Here is a 21,422-nt window from a genome sequence, read left to right as displayed (position 1 = left end):
GTAAATTTTTTTAGTACGCGAACCAAATAGCTTTTGATTTTGTAAATGCTTGTAATGAATGAACGGCATATTCTTTACCCCATCCACTTTGCTTCATGCCTCCAAATGGACTAGCAAAGTCATAACATCCATATCTATTAACGAAAACCATACCGGCGTTAAGCTGATTAGCTACGCGATGAGCACGGGAAGTGTTGCCTGTCCATAACCCTGCTCCAAGACCATAAATCGTATCATTTGCCATTTGAATAACTTCTTCTTCTGTATCAAATGGGATGATGCAGAGTACAGGTCCGAAAATCTCTTCCTGAGCAATTTTCATTTTATTATCAACTTCAGCAAAAATAGTTGGTCGAACAAAATAGCCATTAGCATTTGTTCCAGTTGTATCTCGTTCCCCTCCAGCTACTACTCGTGCCCCTTGTTCTTTACCACTCTCAATGTAATTTAAAATGGATTCCATATGCTGCTTGGACACTTGTGCACCTTGATCACTTGCTGGATCAAATGGATCACCACATTTGTAGTTTTTAGCATACTCAGCGATTTTTTCTACCACTTCATCATAAATGTCACGTTGTGCAAATAACCGGGTCGGAGCAGAACATTTTTCAGCCTTATGTGTAAATAATGCAAAAAATGAGCGTTCAATCGCTGCATCTAAATCCGGAAAATCACTAAAAATAATGTTAGGCGATTTACCACCAAGTTCTAAAGTTACTGGTTTTAAATTGCTATTAGCTGAGTCATGGATTAATTGTTTCCCAATATGTGTACTACCTGTAAACGATAGTTTATCAATACCCATATGCCTACTAATATAAGAACCTACCTCACCATCACCAAGGACTAAATTAATAACACCCTTTGGCAAAACTCCTGCTTCATCAATAATTTCAAACAATCGAATAACAGAGTAAGAGGTTTTATCAGCTGGTTTTAACACAACCGTATTCCCCATCGATAAGGCAGGAGATAGTTTTAAGACAGCCATTTGAATTGGAAAATTAAATGGCACAATTTGTCCGCATACACCGATTGGATCTCTCGTTGTGACACTTAAGAAATTACCTTCTACAGGATTGTTTTCACCATAATATTTATCTGTCCATCCCGCGTAATATTCAAATAAGTCCGCTGCTTCTTGCACATCATCATTGTACGCTTCTGTATATAATTTACCGTTATCAAGCGCTTCCAATGTTGCAAGCTCCGCATGATGCTCATGAATAAGTGCACTGATTTTCCGTAAAACTTTTCCTCTATCCTTACGGCTCATCTCTTTCCATGAACCTTGTTCTAGAGCGATTCTTGCTCCTTGAATAGCTGCATCTACATCTTGCATTTCAGCAGATTGAAAATCACCTAAAACTTCTCCATTGGCTGGATTGATCGATTCAATCACTTTTTCTCCTGAGCTATCCACCCATTCTCCATTGATATAAAGCTTTTTCGTTGTTTTAAGCCATTCATGAGCCCACTCTAGTTTTGGCTGCTCAATTCCTTCAAACTGTTTAGTTTCTTGTATCATGGTCTATACCTCCATTATTTAGTAAGTATTTTATAGATTTACGATCATGTTCTTTTATTAATTTGGAAACTGCTGAATAACCCATTTGTTCTTTCAATTCCACAATAACTGGAATAAATGTATTTGAAAGTTCTGTACATCTTTCTTCATTAGGTGCTATGTCCTTTAGACATAACTCTGTAAAGGAATGAGAAGTATTCGTAAGCATGTATAACCCATTCAATATATTGGCGCCTGCCATTCCTTCAAAAATATTTAAGTCAAGTTCACCATGTTCCAAGGCAGCTTGAACAATTCGATCACACCCGAGGACTTGAAAACAGCTTTGAATCATCGTTTCAGGGATGACTGGATTCACTTTTCCTGGAAAAAAGGAGGAACCTGCCTGAACCGATGGCAAAGTAATTTCTGCAAATCCTGCTTCGGGTCCCGATGAAAGTAGTCTTAAATCTTTGGCGACTTTGATTAGTGATGTTGCTAATAAACTCAATTCCTTTGACATATGAGCTAAATCATCAATGTTTTGCGCTGCATCAAATAAATTGTCACGTTTTGAAACATCCATATTCGATACATCACGCAGTTTCTCGATAACCACTTCTTTATATTTTTCTGAAGCCCCTACACCATTCCCAATAACTGTCGCTCCAAGGTTAATAGTAAGTAACGACATAACGGATTCTCTTAAAGAAATATGGCGCCTTTTCAGTACAGATGCATACCCACTGAAAGCATCCCCTAACCTAATGCGCATTGCATCCTGTAAACAAGTCCGGGAGATTGTGGTTACGCTCATAAACTCTTGTGATTTTTTTTCTATCGTAGCATGCATTTTTGTTAACTTATGGTCCAACCGTTCAAAACACCGCACAATCGCTAAACGTATAGATGTATGGCATACATCCGAGGTGGATTGGGAAGCGTTTACATGCTCTACAGGATGAACTGGCGTATAAACACCTAAGGTACCTTCTAGAGATTCATTAGCCAAATTGGCTAACACTTCATTTACATTCATATTCGTACCAATCCCACCGCCTCCATGAAAAATATCAACAATGAAGTGGTCATGATAGTTCCCTTGAATTATTTGATCACAAGCATTTAAGATAGCGGTTCCAATTGAAGGGGGTAGAATACCCGCCTCCTGATTAGCTAACGTTGCAGCTTTTTTAACCATAGCTAATGACACAATATATTCTGGATAATTTTTTAATAGTTGACCAGAGAAAGATAGATTTTGCACCGTTCTCATTGTTTGAATGCCATATAAAGCATCTTTTGGAATATCCACTTTGCCGAAGTAATCTCTCTCTGTCCGTTTTTCAACCTCATCAGCCCAAATGATTGATATCCCTCCTCCAAAACTTTTTTATTCCAAAAAGCGATGCAATCCATATAGCCTCTATTCTATAAAGATGACGCTTTCTTTTGTTCATATTACGAACAATAAGTTCATATCGAGAACACAAATTTATAATATACCCAATTAATTAATCAGTCAATAATTTAATCATTTTTTTGATCAGAATGAATTGATTAGCAATCTTCCATTGTCTTAAGCTATAATGAAAAGATGGAAAATAATAATCAAATTAAATCAAAACACCCCTTTAATAAAGAAGGTTCTTCTGTACAAGCCGTTGAACGCGCTTTATTGCTTTTGAAGCTTATTGGAGAAAATCCATCATCCATTTCGGTCGGTGATCTGGCTAAACAGGCTGCGCTGAACCGGACTACAGCCTGGCGTTTGATTGGAACCCTTGAAAATCAAGGGTTTGTAGAAAAGGATCCTTTTTCTAAAGGGTATCAGCTCGGGTATGCTCTTCATCAATTAACTTCAAAAAACGATTCATATGGTTATCTCATACGAAGAGCTCGCAACACGCTATTAAAATTAAAAGAAGAAATGGGCGAAACTGTTCTACTTAGTGTTCCTAAGCATGATGGAACTCTTACTATTGATCAAATAGATACTGATCATAGTGTTAGACTAGTTGACTATACTCACACTATTTCACCTTTACACTGCACATCTAACGGGAAAATTTTATTAAGTTTGCTGCCTCAAAAGGAGTTGGATATTTTATTAGAGCAGCCCCTTGAACCACTATCCAAATATTCAATTACCGATCCAGAAGAACTGCGTAAAGAACTAGAAAAAATTCGTGTTCAAAAGGTTGGAATATCGATTGGCGAACTAGATGAAAATGAAAATGCGATTTCAGCACCTATCTTTAACAAGAAAAAAGATTTAGTCGCATTTATTACGCTGGGTGGGCCGAGTTTCCGCCTTACAAAAGAAGATCTTTTACTATCAAGCGATCGAATGCTAGATGCCGCAAAAAAAATCGAAGAACAGATAGAGTAATCCAACAAAAAAAGAAGGAGGTCATCATTTACTATCAGTAAACGATGACCTCCTTCTTTTTTTACATCTACTGTTCTTTTTTTAAATAAGTCTATGAATTAATTGACAAAGAAAAGACACAAGATTATAATTCAAATATATTCAAATAATGGACAAAAAGTTCGTATAGTGAGCATTTTTTATTTTTCTTATAAATGAAAACGTTTTCCTCTATAAATGGTTTCATACATGACTTTTAATCTATTAACAAATTTATAGATTAAACAGGGGGAGATTCAATGGCAAACCAAAACGTAGCACTTAAAGATACTGGTAATACAATTAAATTAGATGATGCACCACTGAACAAATTCCATATTAAAATAGCAGGTCTTACGTTCGGGGCTCATTTCACTGATGGATATATTTTAGGTATTATCGGATTTGCCCTTACCCTAATGACACCCCAAATGGGTTTAACGCCACTTTGGATTGGCTTAATTGGAAGCTCCGCTTTAATAGGTCTTTTTTTAGGCAGTTTGGTTTTAGGTTGGATATCCGATTATGTAGGAAGGCAAAAAATATTTGTCTTTAGTTTTATCGTCATTACCGTTGCATCCATTTTACAGTTTTTCGCAGATAGCCCCATAGAACTTGTATTATACAGAATTTTGATAGGGATTGGACTTGGCGGCGATTATAGCGTAGGTCACACAATGTTAGCCGAATTTTCACCACGAAAACATCGAGGAGTATTATTAGGTTCATTCAGTGTAATATGGACTTTTGGTTATGTAGCAGCAAACTTGATCGGCATTTTTGCCATCGGCACCTCTCCAGACGCATGGAAATGGATGTTAGCTTCATCAGCGATTCCCGCTGTTATTATTTTGATTTTGCGAATGGGTACACCAGAGTCACCTAGATGGTTGATTAGTAAAGGACGGATTGAAGAGGCTCGAGAAATTGTCAAGAAATATGTCGGACCGAATATAGTACTTGATGATGAATCGCCGGTACAAACTAAGGGAAGCTTTTCAACCTTATTCAGTAAAGAGATAAGAAAACGAACTGCCTTCAATTGTATATTCTTTGTTTGTCTTGTTATCCCTTACTTTGCTATTTACACGTTCTTGCCAAACATTCTTGATGCGATCGGAATGAGCGAAGGATCTGGAACAGATCTTCTATTAAACGGGATTCTCATCATAGGTGCCGTTTTAGGTATTTGGTTTACGGTAAAATATTCTCGTCGCGGATTTTTGATCAGCTCTTTTATCGTATTAATCATTACGCTCGCTCTTCTCAGTATTCTACCTATCAGTGCAACAACATTAATGATACTTTCTTTTGCCATCTTCACCTTGATCATGTCTGCTGTCAGCAACTTGGTTGGTGTATTTCCAGCCGAGAGCTTTCCAACTGAAATTCGCTCTTCTGGCGTTGGACTTGCAACAGCTGTAAGTAGGTTAGGTTCAGCAATTGGTACGTTCTTGCTTCCAATCGGGATTGCTAGTATAGGGATTCAATATACAATGCTATGTCTCACAGCTGTCCTTATTATTGGAGCAATTGTATCAATCGCTTGGGCTCCTGAAACTAAATCACTTACACTTAGTGAAGCAAGTAGTAATGGAAATAAAAATTAAAGGATACTTTTAAAGTTAAAACTTACTACAGATTATTGTGTTCCCGGCTTACAGAAGATTTCTTCCTCTTCTCTGTAAGCCTTTCGTTTTTATGTAACTAGACACTTCAAAAAAGAAGCATATCAATGGCGCTATTTGTTAATCTTTTCACTTCAATATCGGAATCTTTGTAAAAGACGTGTGAAACCACGGGTTCACACGAATGAGCCAAAAATCTTTTTAACAACAATATTGTTTAACATAGTCTTGTAAAAAAAGTGTTTCCACAATAAATATAAGCCTCAACCCCTAGCAATAAATAATTCCCCAGCTCATTGTTTAAACAACTGTATTTCCCTAAAATTAACTTATCGAAAACAAATTGCTAATGGAGGGTTTTTTGTGAAAAATTATCTAATGATTTTTCTTGTTATTATTGGGATTGGCTTATTATTTACGATATCCAATTCGATTCCCTCGCTTTTTGCTCATGGGAAATCGAATCATACTAAGGTAACCAAAGGAATAGATACACTTGAATTTCATATTTCAAGCGTTGAAGCAAAGGTCGTTCCCGAAAAAAGGTCCGATATAAAAGCAGAATTAAGTGGCCAGGGTTCTGTCAATGTGGAGCAAATAGGGAATAAAATAATGATTGAATACAAGCGTAAATGGTTTGAGCAAATTGGTTTTTTCAATTCCCCTAAAATCACTATTTATATTCCTGAAGATTACAATAAAAGCATGGATATTTCCGTGTCGTCTGGCAGCTTGAAATTTGCTGGTGTCTCGAAGAATCGTCCAATGGAACTTAAAGATCTTTCAATCCATACTGGGTCAGGTCATGTGGATTTCTCCAATCTGAACGTAGATACCTTTACTTCTGTTGTTTCATCAGGAAATTTTGAAATGAACTCTGTTAAAACGGATTCTGGAGACTTTCAGTTGAGTTCTGGCAGAATGGTTGTTAAGCATTACATCGGTGAACTACAAGCCGAGGTTTCATCTGGCTTGTTTAACATTCAGCTTGATGAGCTAACCGCTTCAGCTGATGTTACAGTTCGTTCAGGTTCCGTCAACTTAGATTTACCAGAAGATGCGAACTTTACGCTTCATGGAAAAGTAAGTAGTGGAGTCATTAACAATAGTTTTCAATTAAAAAACGCATCGTCATCACATAAGAATATGGAAGGAACGTATGGCTCTGGTAAACATCCAGTGAATCTTCAAGTATCTAGCGGCATCATCACTGTTCAGTAAGTGCATTTATCCATTTCCATTTTTAGAAAAGAGGACATCGAGCTAACAATTTTAACCCTCCTCTCCGAATGAATGAATTTTAGAAGTATCACATATAGATAGAAATAGCTTGTGATAAGAGGAGGGCTTTAATGGCAAATGAATTTGTCAGTAGATCATTAGATGAAATCCGTTTCTGGTCAAGGATTATGAAAGAGCACTCCTTATTTTTAAGTTTGGGATTCAGTTCAGATGATATTAAATTAATTGATGAAGCCAAGCAATTTATCACGGTTTTTGAAAGAATTGAGGAGCAATTAAATCGGTTTTCTGTCAGTTCTGATCCACAACAGGTAAAAGCGTTTAATAATCAAGTTTATCAATCCGTGGCGTCTATTTGGGCTTATAAAAGAAAGGTATTGGGTCTAACTTTAAGATGTGAGGTACTCTCAAATAATTACCCATTATTGATTGATCATACGAGTCGAGAGGCTGCTTATTTCGCGAATCGATTAAAGGAGCTCAATGAAGGAAAGCTTGTGCCTTTGCCAGAAGCCATTATTCAAGAAAATGTTTTCTTCCTTAAAATTATGGCGGATCATGCTAAATTTATTGGACATCTTTTAGATCCTAGCGAAAGAAAATTGGTCGACCAAGCAAGAGAATTTAGTCATGATTTTGATCAACTGATGTACCAAGCAATCGATTTGGATCATATGAAACCAGAATCCGAGACACCTGCACTACTAGGCCAATTTTTAGATCAAAACAGGGTTTCCGTCGTTTCACTTAGGGATTTCAAGAAAACAGCGCGAGATTTAATCGAAGCATGCCGGATAAAAAGTAATATCCACCCTCTTCTAGCTGATCATGTATTTAGGGAAGCAGAAAGGTTTATTGAAATTATCGATATGTTTGAAGGGCATCTTCAAAATAGTCATGGATAAAGTGAAACTTCAATCAGGCTTTTACAGGCAGTTGCCCCCCACCTACTACGCTTCTTCGATTCCTCTAAGCCTTGAAGTGGGGGCTTACTGCCCGTTAATGCGGGATAAACAATTTTACAAGTAATGTGCAAGCAAGCGTAAAAGGAAGCTTCCCTATTCGTTTTATTAAGTGGAGACTTTCTTCTTTTATGTTTCCCCTTGTTGGATTCTATATAGCGAGACATCAGTTTATGTTCGCTTGGCTGTTACTACTAACTCCCCTCTTTTTTTTACTCCTTTAACCTACTTCATTCTCTCTCCTACTTTTTTTGGCGGATAGATGAAAACCCTTCTTCGGTTTGAGTAATGTAGCAAACTAGGGATTTTCGCAATATTATCTACTGGCAAAAAGGAGGCCATAGTGTTGATTAAAGTGGTTACTTTAGCTTTCGAAACCTTCCATTTATCATGATGGATGTCTCCTCTTAATAGTTTTTTTCCCTGAAACGAATACATGCAATATCGCTCTAATAGCCAGTGATCTAAAGACCCTGGCAGTGTTTCAAACAATACATCTCCCGGTTTATAGGTGAGATCAATTTTTTCAGAGATGCTTTTATCTAGGTGCCTTTCACTCTTAAATTGAAAACCATTATTCAGTTGTTGAAATTTCATTTGAGCATGTTTGTAGGGAAGCCCTACTGAGATCCTTGCCCCAATCACAAAGAGGGGATGGTTCGCATCCAGGCTAAAAAAATAGATACCTGGGATGCCTTTATACGTCACATAGGTTCGGACGTTTAACTCCAGATATGCATTCAACAACGGAAGAGGTGGAAATCCCCTTCCCTTCATTTTTGTGACCCTAAATGGAATGATAGTCATCCATGCCTTATTTTGATAAACATCCAGTTCAAGTTCACGTGGTACGTAATTTCTTAAAACATTCGGGGCTATTGGGTAATGCATAAATAATAAGTCCTCCCACACCTGGCTCAGCAACCAAGGTGACGAAGGCAAAGAAAAAGGTCGGTGATCAAGTTGCATAAATTCAACGTGCATGAATCTTTCTCGCTCCTATCATGAATAAGATTGAACGCATCTATTCTACCTTATCCTATATCAGAGATATTTATGAATAGGACGAGAAACAACGTACAAAAAGGGTGTCACAAATGTTATACAGCAGGTAATGTTCACCCTCACTTTAAGCCCCCTTGATAATTGGAAAACGAATTGATTTATTCCGTTTCGTCCAAAAATATTTTCCCTGGATTTAATATTCCTTTTGGATCTAAAACTTGCTTAATCGATACCATGACATCATACGCATTTCCATGTTCGCGACGTTGGTAAATCCTTTTGCCAATTCCGACCCCGTGTTCACCTGTACATGTTCCCCCACGACTAAGTGCATAGTCGACGATTTCTGCATTTAACCGCATCGCTTCAGCTACTTCAATTGGATCCGTCAAATCCAACATAAAGAGCACATGATAGTTGCCATCGCCAACATGACCTGCAATAGCTCCTTCTACTTTCGAGAGGTCAATTTTTTCTCGAGTGTTCAAAATCGCCTCCGATAATTCATGAAGAGGAACACTGACATCAGTAGACATAAGCTTCTTCCCAGGCGAGCTATGAATTAAAGCATATGCAAGTTTATGCCGTGCTTCCCATAATTCATTTCTAGCGATGGAGTCGGTTTCAAACGTAATATTCTCACAGCCAAAATCACGAACAATGTCCTTTGCAAACTCTACATCTTGGGCTAAGCCTGCTGCGTTGCCGTGAAATTCAAGGAATAAAGTCGGTTTTTCTTCATAAGACTTGTTCATATAGGTATTCACTTGTGTAATTGAGCGCGCATCCACCAGTTCGATTCTTGCAATTGGAATGCCCGCAGACATAATGCCATTCACGGCTGAAACCGCTTGCTGAACAGTAGGAAATGAGGCTCTTCCTGCGACGATTTCTTCAGGAATTCCATATACCTTAAGAATCAGTTCAGTGAATACGCCTAGGGTCCCTTCCGAACCAACAAACAACCCGTTCAAGTGCAGTCCTGACGAAGACTTCGTTGCTAGGCTTCCGGTATGGATGATTTCCCCATTGGCTAACACCACTTCAAGGTCACGAACTTGATCCCGCATGATCCCGTATCTAACCGCAGTTGTTCCACTAGCATTTGTCGCAGCCATCCCGCCAAGGGTAGCATCTGCACCCGGGTCAACCGAAAAGAACAGTCCATATTGTTTTAGCGTCTTGTTGAGCTGTGTTCGTGTAACACCTGGCTGAACTTTGACTAAAAAATCCTTTTCTCGTACTTCAATCACTTTGTTCATCAGCGACATATCCAAGGAGATGCCGCCGCTATAAGGAATTGCATTCCCTTCCAAACTTGTACCGAGTCCAAACGGAACAACAGGGATTTCTTGTTCGTTGGCAAATTTTAATAATGCACTCACTTCTTCTTTATTTTCCGGAAAAGCCACGACATCCGGCAAACGCGGAGTATGATAGGACTCATCCCGGCTGTGCTGCTCCAAAATCGTTTGATTAATCGTTACCCGGTCCTCTGCTAATAGACTTTTCAGCTCTTTCACGTAATCTACCATATTGTCTCTCCCCTTCTTTGTTTATTCTCCTTCTTAATCTTAATTCAAATTGTCCGAAAATTAAATATATTCATCCCTCTATTCTGAAAATCACGATCCTTTTAGATGAGATAAACAGAAATAGATTATTTCTTCTATTTTCCATTAAATTATACAGCCTTTGCTTGCATTATGAAGTGATTCATCCAATCGACCCCCTCAAAGTACTAGACTATCTTGCATATATTAGCTGTTTCTTACAATATATCAGCCGTGAGCTGATTTCTAATCCCCTAAAAGCGACCAGCGGACAAACAAATTTAGTGATCCAAATAAATCGTTTCATAGTTCGCTAAACAACAAAAAAAGCCAATCGTAACTGGCTTTTCTTCCATTCTCATACTTCCTCTAATCCTTTACTTTTTCGAGTGCATGCTTTCATGGCATTCAAGATTGATGCTCTGAAATTGCTTTCTTCCAAGGCAGCTACCGCTCGAATGGTCGATCCCCCTGGAGTACATACATTATCCTTTAAACTACCCGGATGCTCCTCTGTTTCAAGAACCATTTTTGCAGCTCCGAGAACTGCTTGAGCGGCCATTTTATACGCTTGTTTTCTCGGAATACCATCCCTTACTCCTCCATCAGCCAATGCCTCAATAAACATATACACGTAAGCAGGAGAAGAACCACTAATAGCAGGCACAGCATCCATTAGTCCTTCCTTAAGTAGTTCTGTTTTCCCAAACGCATTCAATATTTCTTCTACATTCGCCAAATCTTCTTCAGTTATTAACTCATTAATAGCAAAAGCTGTCATTCCTTCTCCAACTAAAGATGGCGTATTTGGCATCGTCCGGACTACCTTAACTGTCCGTCCAAAAGCTGCCGTCACAGTTTGAATAGAAATACCCGCGGCGATCATAATAATCACAACATCTTCTTTCACATCATTTTTGATTTCATCTATGACTTTCTCGTAATTCGAAGGTTCGACGGCTAAGAATAAAAAATCTGCAAATCGGGCAATATCCTTGTTATTTAGTGATCCTTGAACGCGAAGCTTTTCGGTTACCTTTAATAACGTAGTTGCCGAACTTGTACTTACTTTGATTGAATCAGCTGACACAACACCAGCCGTGATCATTCCTTCAACCATGGCCTGTCCCATTTTTCCGCAGCCAACAAATCCTATTTGTTTATCCATGTAAGACACATCCTATTTGTTTATTCTATTCTAAGATGACCTTTACGAACTATGCCATTATTTAGCGAATAGGTTATTTTCATAAAAAGTACTTACTATTACAAAACATATTGTTTCAAAAATCACAAAAACAGTGGAGGGCTACATATGACTAACTTTCATACACCTTTATCGATTGACTTTTTTGAAAAACCAACATTGAATCTTGCGCAATCTTTGCTAGGCTGTTTGTTGGTAAAAGAAACGCCCGAAAGCATTTGTTCAGGGTACATCGTGGAAACTGAAGCTTATATGGGACCTGAAGATCGTGCCGCCCATAGTTTTGGCAATCGGCGAACGAAACGGACAGAAATTATGTTTGGGCGATCAGGGCTAGTATATACTTATCAAATGCATACTCATACATTGGTCAATGTCACGAGCGGTGGGGTTGATAAACCCGAAGCCATCCTCATTCGAGCTGTGGAGCCTGTTGAAGGGATTGAACGGATGCAACAAAGACGCAGTTTACAAGATGTGAAGAAGTTGACAAATGGGCCTGGAAAATTAACGAAGGCACTCGGCATTACGATGCAGGACTACGGATCGAGCTATACAAAGCCGCCGATTTATATCACATCTGGTATTATCCCTGAACATATCTCCATCGGTCCCAGAATTGGTATTGGGAACAGCGGTGAAGCAAAGGATTATCCATGGCGTTTCTGGATTACAGGGAATTCGTATGTCTCCAAATAATTATATCTGACTAAAAAAGAGGCTGTTCCATAACGAAAGGGTCAGACCCCGCAACTACTATCTACAGTATATGGTTAGTATTCTACTACTATATACTGTGTATAGAGTGCGAGGTCAGATCATTTTGGGATTTCCTCTACTATAAATTTGGCTTATTTTTCGTTACATATGTTCCGGCAATTAAGTCGTGAATCGCACGCTTATCTTCTCGTAGGCCAATCATAAAAGCACTAATTACATAGAGAACACCTGATAGTATAAGGCCAATCATCAGCCAAGCAAACCCTTTAAATAGTTCGCCAAGTACTTCATCAGACATCAAATCTTCACTCATGAATACATCTAATCCGGAAACACCGAATATTACAATAAATCCGATAAAACCTAGAATCGAAGGCAGTCCATATACTATCCATGCAATGACATTACGCTTAATCATTGTCCAGAACGTAACCTGACTTCCATCAAGCTTTACAATCCGAACACTCAGCGCCTTTTTCCCGACTGTATAACCATACCAAAAGATAGGAAGTAATAAAGCATATAAAAATGAGATAATATTGCTCACCCATTCAGAAGTCCCATCCGAAAAAATTGCTCCTAATATTAATCCAAGTACAATAAAAATAAGTGCATCAATTACCTTTGCGCCAAACCGCACCCAAAAACCTGCTGGGTTTTCAACCATAGTTGTGCCCTCCTTTACTTATGCCACTAACAACATACATATTCAATTATACATAAATTTAGAAGACTCATTACTTATTTTCTAAAAAGGTCATAATTAATAACTACTATTCATTATTTTTCTATTTGTAACCATAAATTTATATAAAACAAAAAAACCTTACCACCCACGGATGATAAGATTTTCCCTACTTTTTCATCTTAGTCCAATCCATAATAGCTACAAACAACTTGTCCAACTGATTTAGCAGCTACAAGAAGGGAATCTTCGTCAATATCAAATTTGGGATGATGATTGAAATACGATTTTTCTACACCTTTTGGAGTACATGCGATGTAAAAGAAGCAAGCAGGAAATTTTTCTGCATAGTAAGCAAAGTCTTCTGATGGTGGCATTGCCGGGAATTCCTTCACTTCTTTAATCTCTTTTTCATTCATGCTTCGTAAACTTGCTGCAACCTGTTCTGTAAGTTCAGGGTCATTGTATAAAGGTGGATAATCCGATTCATATGTTAGCTCACATGTCACACCAAACTCTTCTTCAAGTCCTTTTACAAGACGACGGACTTCTTTCTCAATCTTTTCCTTTGTTTCTACAGTCATATAACGAATATCACCTTCCAGTTCGACACTGTCTTTAATAACGTTGAAAGTACCTTTTCCATCAAAAGAACCGATTGTAATAACACCCACATCAAATGGATTTAACCTGCGGCTAATAATGGTTTGAACGGCTGTAACAAAGTATGAACCAGCAACAATTGCATCGTTAGCCAGATGAGGCGACGAACCGTGTCCGCCTATCCCTTGAACTTTTAATTTGAAATATGCTCTTCCATTGAACGAAAACCCTGCATGATACCCTACAACTCCTGCTGGACCCATTGGTAACAAATGAATGCCGTAAACTGCGTCTAAGTCGTCAATCAAACCAGACTCAACAATGCTTTTTGCTCCACCCGGTGGAACCTCTTCCGCATGTTGATGAATAATTTTAATCGTTCCTGGAATTGAGTCTTTTAACTGAATTAAACAATCAGCTAACACTAATAAATATGCCGTATGTCCATCATGTCCACACGCATGCATAACCCCTTCATTTTTCGATTTAAAAGGAACATCTGCTTCTTCTACAATTGGCAACGCATCAAAATCGGCTCGTAAACCAATTGTTTTTCCTGGTTTTCCACCTTTAATCGTTACAATAATGCCATAACCATTCCCCACATTTGTTTGAATCTCAACAGCTTTTCCATTGTAAAAATTGGCAATATATTGAGCCGTTTTTTCTTCTTTAAAAGACAACTCTGGATTTTCGTGTAAATAACGGCGAATTTGAATGATTTCATCTTTACGTGCTTCTAACATGTCCATTAATTGTTTTCTCACAATAATACCCTCCCTAATCATGATTATTTTATTCAGAAACGATGTATCACCATTAAATGAGTCAAACATTAGACAAAAAATAAATATCTAAATTAAACTCAATAACTTATTCTTTATCAGAATAACTACAAACTACTTGAGCGACTGATTTTGCCGCTACAAGAAGGGCATCTTCATCGATATCGAATTTTGGATGATGATTGAAATAGGCTTTCTCTACCCCCTTAGGTTTACAACCAATGTAGAAAAATGTACCAGGGAATTTTTCTAGATAGTACGCAAAGTCTTCTGAGCCAGAAAGCATATCGAACTGATAAACGTTATTAATATCTGGATCATGATCTTTCAGGCTTTCAAGACTTTGAACAACTTTAGTTGTCAATTCAGGATTATTGTATAATGGCGGATAATCTGCTGTATACGTGAGCTCACATTCCACATCGAATTCCGCTTCAATTCCTTTTACCATTCGATGGATTTCTTGATCGATTAAATTTTGCGTTTCCTTCGTCATATAACGAACGTCCCCTTCAAGTTCAACACGATCTTTAATCACATTGAAAGTACCTTTTCCGTCAAAAGATCCAATCGTGATAACACCAACCTCAAATGGATTTAATCGACGACTGATCACTGTTTGAACAGCTGTCACAAAATGAGCAGCAGCCACAATGACATCGTTAGCCAAATGAGGCGAGGAACCATGTCCGCCCACACCTTGAATCCCTAAATTGAAATACGTTCTTCCTGCCATTGCATATCCACTACGATATCCGACACTACCCGCTGGACTAGTTGGGAATAAGTGAATTCCGTAAACCTCATCTAAGTCATCAAGTAGGCCGGATTCAACAATACTTTTTGCTCCACCTGGCGGAACCTCTTCCGCATGTTGATGAATGATTTTAATCGTGCCTGCAAGAGAATCTTTTAATTGAATGAAACAATCTGCTAACACTAATAAGTATGCCGTATGTCCATCATGCCCACATGCATGCATGACTCCTTCGTTTTTCGATTTAAATGGAACATCCGTTTCCTCAACAATAGGTAACGCATCAAAATCGGCCCGTAATCCAATTGTTCTTCCTCGTTTTCCACCTTTAATCGTTACGATGATTCCATACCCATTACCGACATTTGTTTGAATATCCACATCTTTTCCCTTATAAAAATCAACAATATATTGTGCTGTTTTTTCTTCCTTAAAAGATAATTCAGGGTTTTCATGTAAATAGCGACGAATTTGAATCATTTCCTCTTTACGCGCTTCTAGCAAATCCATTAACTCGCTTCGCATTATATCCATCTCCCTTGTCAATTAAATAAAGTGAAACTTCAATCAGTGGGGATTACTGACCGTTAATGCAGGATAAAAATGCCAATCAAATCATTTTCCTGTATTTCCTCTTTACTTGCAATGAAGTAATCTTTCCATCCCACCCCTTAAAAGGATACATATCAAACATTGGGAAGAAGCCCCCTCTAACGCTTTTCTTTAATGACTAGGATTTGGTCTTAGTCTCGATGATGGCTCATTGGATGTTTTTCCAGCATTACTTGGAACCATTACAACAATAGAAATGATGGAAAGTATACCGAATATTACGTTGACGATAATCCCTGCTGTTGCCGCAGTGTTTACACTGCTATTTGCAGCAATAGAACTGTAAACACTGGCTGAAATCGCTACACCGAACGCTCCACCAAGCGAACTTGCCATTTTGTAGATCCCGGCAGCCTCACCGACTTTGTTAGAAGGCGCGTTAGATACAGATGTATCTGTAGATGGTGTTGCGTATATTCCAAGGCCAAGACCAAATAAAGCAAACCCAAGAAAAACGACAATTGTATAGGTTACACCTGGTAAGAATGTTAATCCCATCATGGCTACACCTACTGTAGTTATAATAGCTCCCCAAATCATTGGTGATTTTGCGCCTACCTTTTGTAAAATTTTCTCTCCAACCCGAATCATGGCGAGTACTGCTACTAAATAACCGAGAGATAACATACCTGATTGAAAGGCAGTAAATCCTCGCCCTACCTGTACATATGTATTGGCAACAACAAGTGTTCCAGCTACTGCGTTTAATAAAAAGTTAGAATATGTTGCACCCGCATATGGTTTATTTTTAAATAAAGAGAAGTCAATCAGTACGATTTCTTTATTCTTTTCAACTTTGAAGAAAACAATCGCTCCAATGATTGCAACAGCGAAAAGACCGATCGTCGTTGGACTTGTCCAGCCCAATTTTGAACCGAAAGTAATAAAAACGTTTAATGCAAGCATTGTAATGATAAAAATCGATAAGCCACCAAAATCAAATTTAAAAGTACCTTTTGATTCTTCTTTACTTTCTGGAGTATCTTTAATAAGCCACATAGCGAGAAGAGCGAAAACGATAGAAAAAACAAAAATCCATCTCCAGCCCATATATGTCGCAATCGCACCACCTGCAAAAGAAGTGACCCCTGATCCGCCCCATGATCCGATAGACCAGAAACTTAATGCACGTTGCCGATCTGCACCTTCGAAATAGGCTTTCACTAAAGCAATTGTTGCCGGCATGATACATGCAGCAGATAAACCTTGAATGACCCGCCCAATGATGAGTAAAGTTGCTCCTTGTGCTAAAACCAGGCAAAGGGAACCAATAATACTTAATATTAACCCGAAATACGTCATTTTTTTACGACCAATCTTATCTGCTAACCCACCTGCTGCTACGATAAACATCCCTGAGAATAAAGCCGTTAAACTAATCGCTATATTAAGTGTCCCTAACGAAATGCCCAAATCGGATTGAACAGCTGGGACAACATTGACCATCGCCTGAGCAAAAAGCCAAAATGTGATAACCCCGAACACAATCCCAGTAATCATCTTATTTGTGCCTTTATAACTTGTTTCCATGGTAACCTCCAAATTATTTTTTAGATACCCATAAATCATCCAAAAAAATCAGCAAAAATGATTTCTTAATTCTACCTTTTGCTTAAAACGATATTTTTACATTAGGAATAATACCCATAATATTGTTACAAGTTGTCCTTATCCTTTTTTTAACAGTTTCTTAAAGGCGGATAATCTATATGGTTCTGTTAGCTTTCTAATTCTTCATTGCTTCTTCGTTTCTTTTAAGCCTTGAGGTGGAGGTTTTACTGCCCGTTAATGCGGAATAAAAAAGGTTTCAAATATGTTCTAAGCAACAAAAAAAGCCATGAAATATTTCCATGACTTATGTTTAAACTGAAGACTCCCTTACTTCTTTTCTGTTGCGCTTTATCCTGCATATTTATCGATTGCGGTTACATAATAAGTCATTATCAGGATAAATGGTGGGATGATACATGAATTTTTTCCGAAAATATAATCGTACAAAAAATCTGCATAGACCACCAATATCAAGTCAAAATCAGCAAAAGACTCCCTTACCTACTTTCATTAGCAAGTCGGTATCTGAAAACATTTCAATGGTACATACTCATTTTACCCTTGCTCCTGATTTAATTGTAAAAAAAATGGTCATACAACAAACCGGTAGCCATGCTGCTCTTGTTTATATGAGTGGTCTTGCCAATCAAATGGTTATAAATGATTATGTATTGACTTCACTCTTGTTCAAAGAGGAAACAAAGAATAAAAGCGAGGATTTAAAAGTATTACTAGGTCACCAACAAGAAGCAACTACGTGGTTCGAAATTGAAAATGCCATCTTCCAAGGCAATAGTGTCTTATTTGTAGAAAATCACACGAACGTTTTCATTTTTAATACGCCTGGCTATCCGCAAAGACAGGTTGGGGATTCGCAACTAGAGCCTTCTTTAAGAGGGTCGCATGAGGGGTTTGTCGAAACAGGTAGCCAAAATATTGCGATGATTCGAAGACATCTTCCAAACCTGGATCTAAAAATAAAAGAAGCAACAGTGGGAAAAAGGGGGAAAACAAAAATTTCCATTTTGTATTTAGCCGATGTTGCCAATCCAGAAGTGCTACAAGTATTGGAAAAGCGCATACAGGAACTGGATGTTGATATGATTCTAAACACTGGTGTACTTGGTGAATTGATTGAAGATAACCCTTATTCTCCATTACCACAATTCATTATAACAGAACGTCCTGATTTTGCTGCTTTACAAATTTCACTAGGAAGAATTGTCACCGTGGTAGATGATTCCCCTAGTGTTCTGATTGGACCAGCTTCATTTACCTCTTTTTTTCAAAATATAGACGATTATGGTTCACGCTGGATGGTCGCTTCATTTATCCGACTTTTACGCTATGTAGCTTTTTTCATTGCCGTTTTTTTGCCCTCCATCTATATTGCAGTTATTTCCCTTCATATCGAAGTCATTCCTTTAAAATTGCTGTTATCCATTGGTGAGTCAAGAGATCGGGTACCGTTTCCACCGTTATTGGAAGCATTTTTCATGGAGATTACCTTAGAAGTGCTGCGAGAGTCAGGATTACGACTACCTGCTCCAATTGGTCAAAGTATAGGAATCGTTGGTGGTATTGTCATTGGTCAGGCAGCTGTGGAGGCTGGAATCGTCAGTAATATCATGGTCATCATAGTCGCACTAACTGCAATCGCTTCTTTTATTATTCCTAATTATGATATGGGTTCTGCTTTACGAATCATTCGATTTCCAATGATGGTGGTTGCATCTATATTTGGATTTGTAGGCATTACTATTGGTTTCATGATATTCATTGGACATTTTATTGCTCTAGAATCCCTAGGGACACCTTATGGCAGCCCATTGGCACCTATTCGATTTTCCGAATGGAAGGATGTCTTTATTCGGTTTCCACAAAGGACATTAGTGAACCGTCCTTTTAGTACGAGAGCTACTCAATTAAGAAGAGCGAAGAACAATCCTTCAAAGGGTGACAAACATTGAATACGTATATAAAAAATGAAATTACGCTTATGCAGTTTATCTTGGTGATTCATGGGTTACAAGTGGGAGTCGGCGTTTTGGAACTTCCACGAAAATTAGCCGAAACCGCAGGGACAGACGGCTGGATTTCAATTATTCTTGGCTGGATCCTTACAACCATTGCCAGTTTAATTATTATTCAAGTGATGAAAAAAAACCCACATGGATCGATACTTGAGTTAGTCACCCAAAATTTTGGGAAGTTGATAGGTAAATTGGTTACCATCCTATTCGCGTTGTATTTTGCTGCGTTATCGGTGATTATTCTCATTCGGGAAAGCCTCTTTATCCAAAAGTGGCTATTACCACAAACTGCTTTTCCGGTTCTGTTGCTCTTATTAATTATTCCGAGTTACTTGATAGTCCAACATAATATACGGGTATTGGCCAGGTATTCCGAATTCATTTTCTACATATCACTATGGATTTTTATTGTTTATCTGATTCCGACGAAAGAGGCTCATTTATTGAATCTCCTTCCTGTCTTAAAAGATGGTATGAAGCCAATTCTTCAAGCGGTACATTCTACGCTTCTCTCATTTATTGGCTTTGAGGCAGCTTTTTTTCTCTATCCATTTTTACGACAAAAACAAGCGGCTGCCCTGGGTATTGTAGTTGCCAATACACTTTCTATGTTGCTCTTTTTGATCGTTACAATTGCAGCATTTTCTTTTTTTAGTCCAGATGAAATCACTCAATTCAAAGAACCGGTAATCAATATGTTTAAAGTGATCGAATTTCAATTTATCGAACGATTGGAAATCATTTTTCTAACCTATTACATTTTTGTCATTTCAACCACAGCACTGCCACTTCTTTTTCTGACTGTTTTTTGTACAAGTAAACTGACTGGTAGGCAAGACCGCCACAGTAGACATTTGATATGGTTTTTTTCGGCTCTGTTCATTTATGTTCTAATGTCTTCTCCTACTTTTCAACAAAATAGTCAATGGCAAGGAAAGATAGCGAATCTTAGTATCTTTGTTGCGTATCTTCTCCCGCTCTTTCTATGGATGTTCTTATGGGTGAAACATCTCTTTCAAAGGAGGGAACTACATTGAAGCGTTTATCCCATATCTTTCTTGTATACTTATTTCTTATCACGATGCTTTCTGGTTGCGCTGAACAGCTCCCATTGGAAGATATGACGATGCAATTGATGTTAGGAATCGATCTTAGTAAAGACAATAATCTCATCTTTTATGAAACAAACCCTGTATTTAGTAAAACGAGTAAGAAGAGCAGTGAAACGATTGAAGTAAAGGCAACATCCATTCGGGATGCCCGGAATAAATTCGACACTAAAGTAAAAGGATTTGTTAATGGAAGCAAAATCCAAGTTATTCTTATAGGCAAAAAGGTTTTAGAACATCCTGATTGGTTCTCGTTATTCGATACCATTTATCGAAATCCTAAATTTTCGTTAAATTCTAGAGTGATTGCTGTGGATGGACCCTTATCAAGCATCATGTATTATCAATCTGAGGATAATGTGCTCCTACCTTTACATTTAAAGACATTAATCGACACAAATAATCGACGAAACAGTACGGTCCAAACCACTCTCCATGAGCTTCACAGACAAATATACGAGAAAGGAATAACTCCCTCTATCTCGGAAATCAAAGACGGTACACAATTAAGACTGACTGGGACTTCTCTTCTAAATCATAAGGGGAAACATGTCCATTCTTTTAATATATCTGAAACGGCTTTACTGCTCATTTTACAAAAAGAAGAACGAGGGGAAGTATCCTTTACCCATTTTTCCTTACCGATCAATAATAAAAATGAGCTCTTTCATCAGGACGATATAAGTTTTTCTGCAAGTAATATAAAAACAAAGATAAAATCAGCTTACCACCAAAACAAGTTTCATTTTGACATAAAGATTAACATGCCCATTTATTTAGGAGAACGAATGTTTCCATATAATATGAGTAAAAATGAAAAAAATTTCAAAAAAATGGTTGAGGAAAAATTGACTAAACAATTTGAAGATCTTATCAAGATTATTCAAGCAAAGAAAATAGACCCAATTGGACTCGGTCTTTATGCAAGAGCCCACCATTATGCAGAATACAAAAAAGTAGAAGATGAGTGGGGGAAAGCCCTTGCTACCTCTACAATAAACGTATCTGTTAAAGTGGACTTAATAAGTACTGGGAACGTTAAGTGAATGT

17 protein-coding genes are annotated in these 21,422 nt (G+C 37.9%); 8 read left to right on the top strand and 9 right to left on the bottom strand.

Going from position 1 to position 21,422, the window contains the following annotated elements; translation table 11 throughout:
* Positions 1-10: 10 nt before the first annotated feature.
* On the bottom strand, positions 11-1,531 hold the full coding sequence (locus tag AC625_RS04835; protein WP_049680240.1) for an aldehyde dehydrogenase family protein: 1,521 nt from the start codon (positions 1,529-1,531) through the stop codon (positions 11-13).
* Positions 1,515-2,825, bottom strand: coding sequence for a lyase family protein (locus tag AC625_RS04830; RefSeq protein ID WP_049680239.1), 1,311 nt, complete (start codon positions 2,823-2,825; stop codon positions 1,515-1,517). Before AC625_RS04830 ends, AC625_RS04835 begins: the two co-directional genes overlap by 17 nt.
* Before the next feature lie 282 nt (positions 2,826-3,107).
* Here AC625_RS04830 and AC625_RS04825 point away from each other — a divergent pair, with 282 nt between their 5' ends.
* The 4 genes from AC625_RS04825 to AC625_RS04810 all read left to right on the top strand — a co-directional run bounded on the left by AC625_RS04825 (position 3,108) and on the right by AC625_RS04810 (position 7,695).
* Positions 3,108-3,902: an IclR family transcriptional regulator gene (locus tag AC625_RS04825; protein ID WP_049680238.1), complete on the top strand. Its 795-nt coding sequence runs from the start codon at positions 3,108-3,110 to the stop codon at positions 3,900-3,902.
* A gap of 278 nt (positions 3,903-4,180) precedes the next feature.
* Entirely contained in the window at positions 4,181-5,530 is a 1,350-nt protein-coding gene (locus AC625_RS04820; RefSeq protein WP_049680237.1) for an MFS transporter, read from the top strand.
* 381 nt (positions 5,531-5,911) lie between these two features.
* Positions 5,912-6,769 (top strand): DUF4097 family beta strand repeat-containing protein, encoded by an 858-nt coding sequence (locus AC625_RS04815; RefSeq protein ID WP_049680236.1) that lies wholly within the window; start codon positions 5,912-5,914, stop codon positions 6,767-6,769.
* Between the two features lie 131 nt (positions 6,770-6,900).
* On the top strand, positions 6,901-7,695 hold the full coding sequence (locus tag AC625_RS04810; protein ID WP_049680235.1) for a DUF2935 domain-containing protein: 795 nt from the start codon (positions 6,901-6,903) through the stop codon (positions 7,693-7,695).
* A 282-nt stretch (positions 7,696-7,977) separates the two neighbouring features.
* On the opposite strand, the gene AC625_RS04805 is transcribed toward AC625_RS04810, so the two are convergent.
* The 3 genes from AC625_RS04805 to proC all read right to left on the bottom strand — a co-directional run bounded on the left by AC625_RS04805 (position 7,978) and on the right by proC (position 11,478).
* Positions 7,978-8,721, bottom strand: a complete 744-nt coding sequence (locus AC625_RS04805) for a YqjF family protein (RefSeq protein WP_281177265.1) — start codon at positions 8,719-8,721, stop codon at positions 7,978-7,980.
* Positions 8,722-8,915: 194 nt separating this feature from the next.
* A complete protein-coding gene (locus AC625_RS04800; protein WP_049680233.1) occupies positions 8,916-10,292 on the bottom strand; it encodes an FAD-binding oxidoreductase in 1,377 nt (458 codons plus the stop codon).
* A gap of 376 nt (positions 10,293-10,668) precedes the next feature.
* A complete protein-coding gene (proC, locus tag AC625_RS04795; protein WP_049680232.1) occupies positions 10,669-11,478 on the bottom strand; it encodes a pyrroline-5-carboxylate reductase in 810 nt (269 codons plus the stop codon).
* 147 nt (positions 11,479-11,625) lie between these two features.
* Here proC and AC625_RS04790 point away from each other — a divergent pair, with 147 nt between their 5' ends.
* On the top strand, positions 11,626-12,216 hold the full coding sequence (locus tag AC625_RS04790; RefSeq protein ID WP_049680231.1) for a DNA-3-methyladenine glycosylase: 591 nt from the start codon (positions 11,626-11,628) through the stop codon (positions 12,214-12,216).
* A 139-nt stretch (positions 12,217-12,355) separates the two neighbouring features.
* Here the strand turns inward: AC625_RS04790 and AC625_RS04785 are convergent, their stop codons facing one another.
* From AC625_RS04785 to AC625_RS04770, 4 genes are all read right to left on the bottom strand, one after another.
* The gene (locus AC625_RS04785; protein ID WP_049680230.1) at positions 12,356-12,904 is read right to left on the bottom strand and encodes an RDD family protein; all 549 of its coding nucleotides are present in this window, start codon (positions 12,902-12,904) and stop codon (positions 12,356-12,358) included.
* 200 nt (positions 12,905-13,104) lie between these two features.
* Positions 13,105-14,292 (bottom strand): amidohydrolase, encoded by a 1,188-nt coding sequence (locus AC625_RS04780; RefSeq protein WP_049680229.1) that lies wholly within the window; start codon positions 14,290-14,292, stop codon positions 13,105-13,107.
* 106 nt (positions 14,293-14,398) lie between these two features.
* Positions 14,399-15,592 (bottom strand): amidohydrolase, encoded by a 1,194-nt coding sequence (locus AC625_RS04775; protein WP_049680228.1) that lies wholly within the window; start codon positions 15,590-15,592, stop codon positions 14,399-14,401.
* Between the two features lie 198 nt (positions 15,593-15,790).
* Positions 15,791-17,209: an MFS transporter gene (locus AC625_RS04770; protein ID WP_049680227.1), complete on the bottom strand. Its 1,419-nt coding sequence runs from the start codon at positions 17,207-17,209 to the stop codon at positions 15,791-15,793.
* Positions 17,210-17,646: 437 nt separating this feature from the next.
* Here AC625_RS04770 and AC625_RS04765 point away from each other — a divergent pair, with 437 nt between their 5' ends.
* From AC625_RS04765 to AC625_RS04755, 3 genes are read left to right on the top strand one after another with little or no spacing between them, the layout of a single operon-like run.
* Positions 17,647-19,200, top strand: a complete 1,554-nt coding sequence (locus tag AC625_RS04765; RefSeq protein ID WP_082190945.1) for a spore germination protein — start codon at positions 17,647-17,649, stop codon at positions 19,198-19,200.
* The gene (locus tag AC625_RS04760) at positions 19,197-20,300 is read left to right on the top strand and encodes a GerAB/ArcD/ProY family transporter (protein WP_156187419.1); all 1,104 of its coding nucleotides are present in this window, start codon (positions 19,197-19,199) and stop codon (positions 20,298-20,300) included. Before AC625_RS04765 ends, AC625_RS04760 begins: the two co-directional genes overlap by 4 nt.
* A complete protein-coding gene (locus AC625_RS04755; RefSeq protein WP_049680226.1) occupies positions 20,297-21,418 on the top strand; it encodes a Ger(x)C family spore germination protein in 1,122 nt (373 codons plus the stop codon). The genes AC625_RS04760 and AC625_RS04755 overlap by 4 nt, the downstream gene beginning before the upstream one ends.
* Positions 21,419-21,422: the final 4 nt, after the last annotated feature.

Origin of the sequence: Peribacillus loiseleuriae (assembly GCF_001183985.1) — a bacterium.
GTDB lineage: Bacteria > Bacillota > Bacilli > Bacillales > DSM-1321 > Peribacillus > Peribacillus loiseleuriae.
The sequence above is the reverse complement of the archived record's forward strand: the minus strand, read 5'-3'. Positions and strand labels throughout refer to the sequence as shown.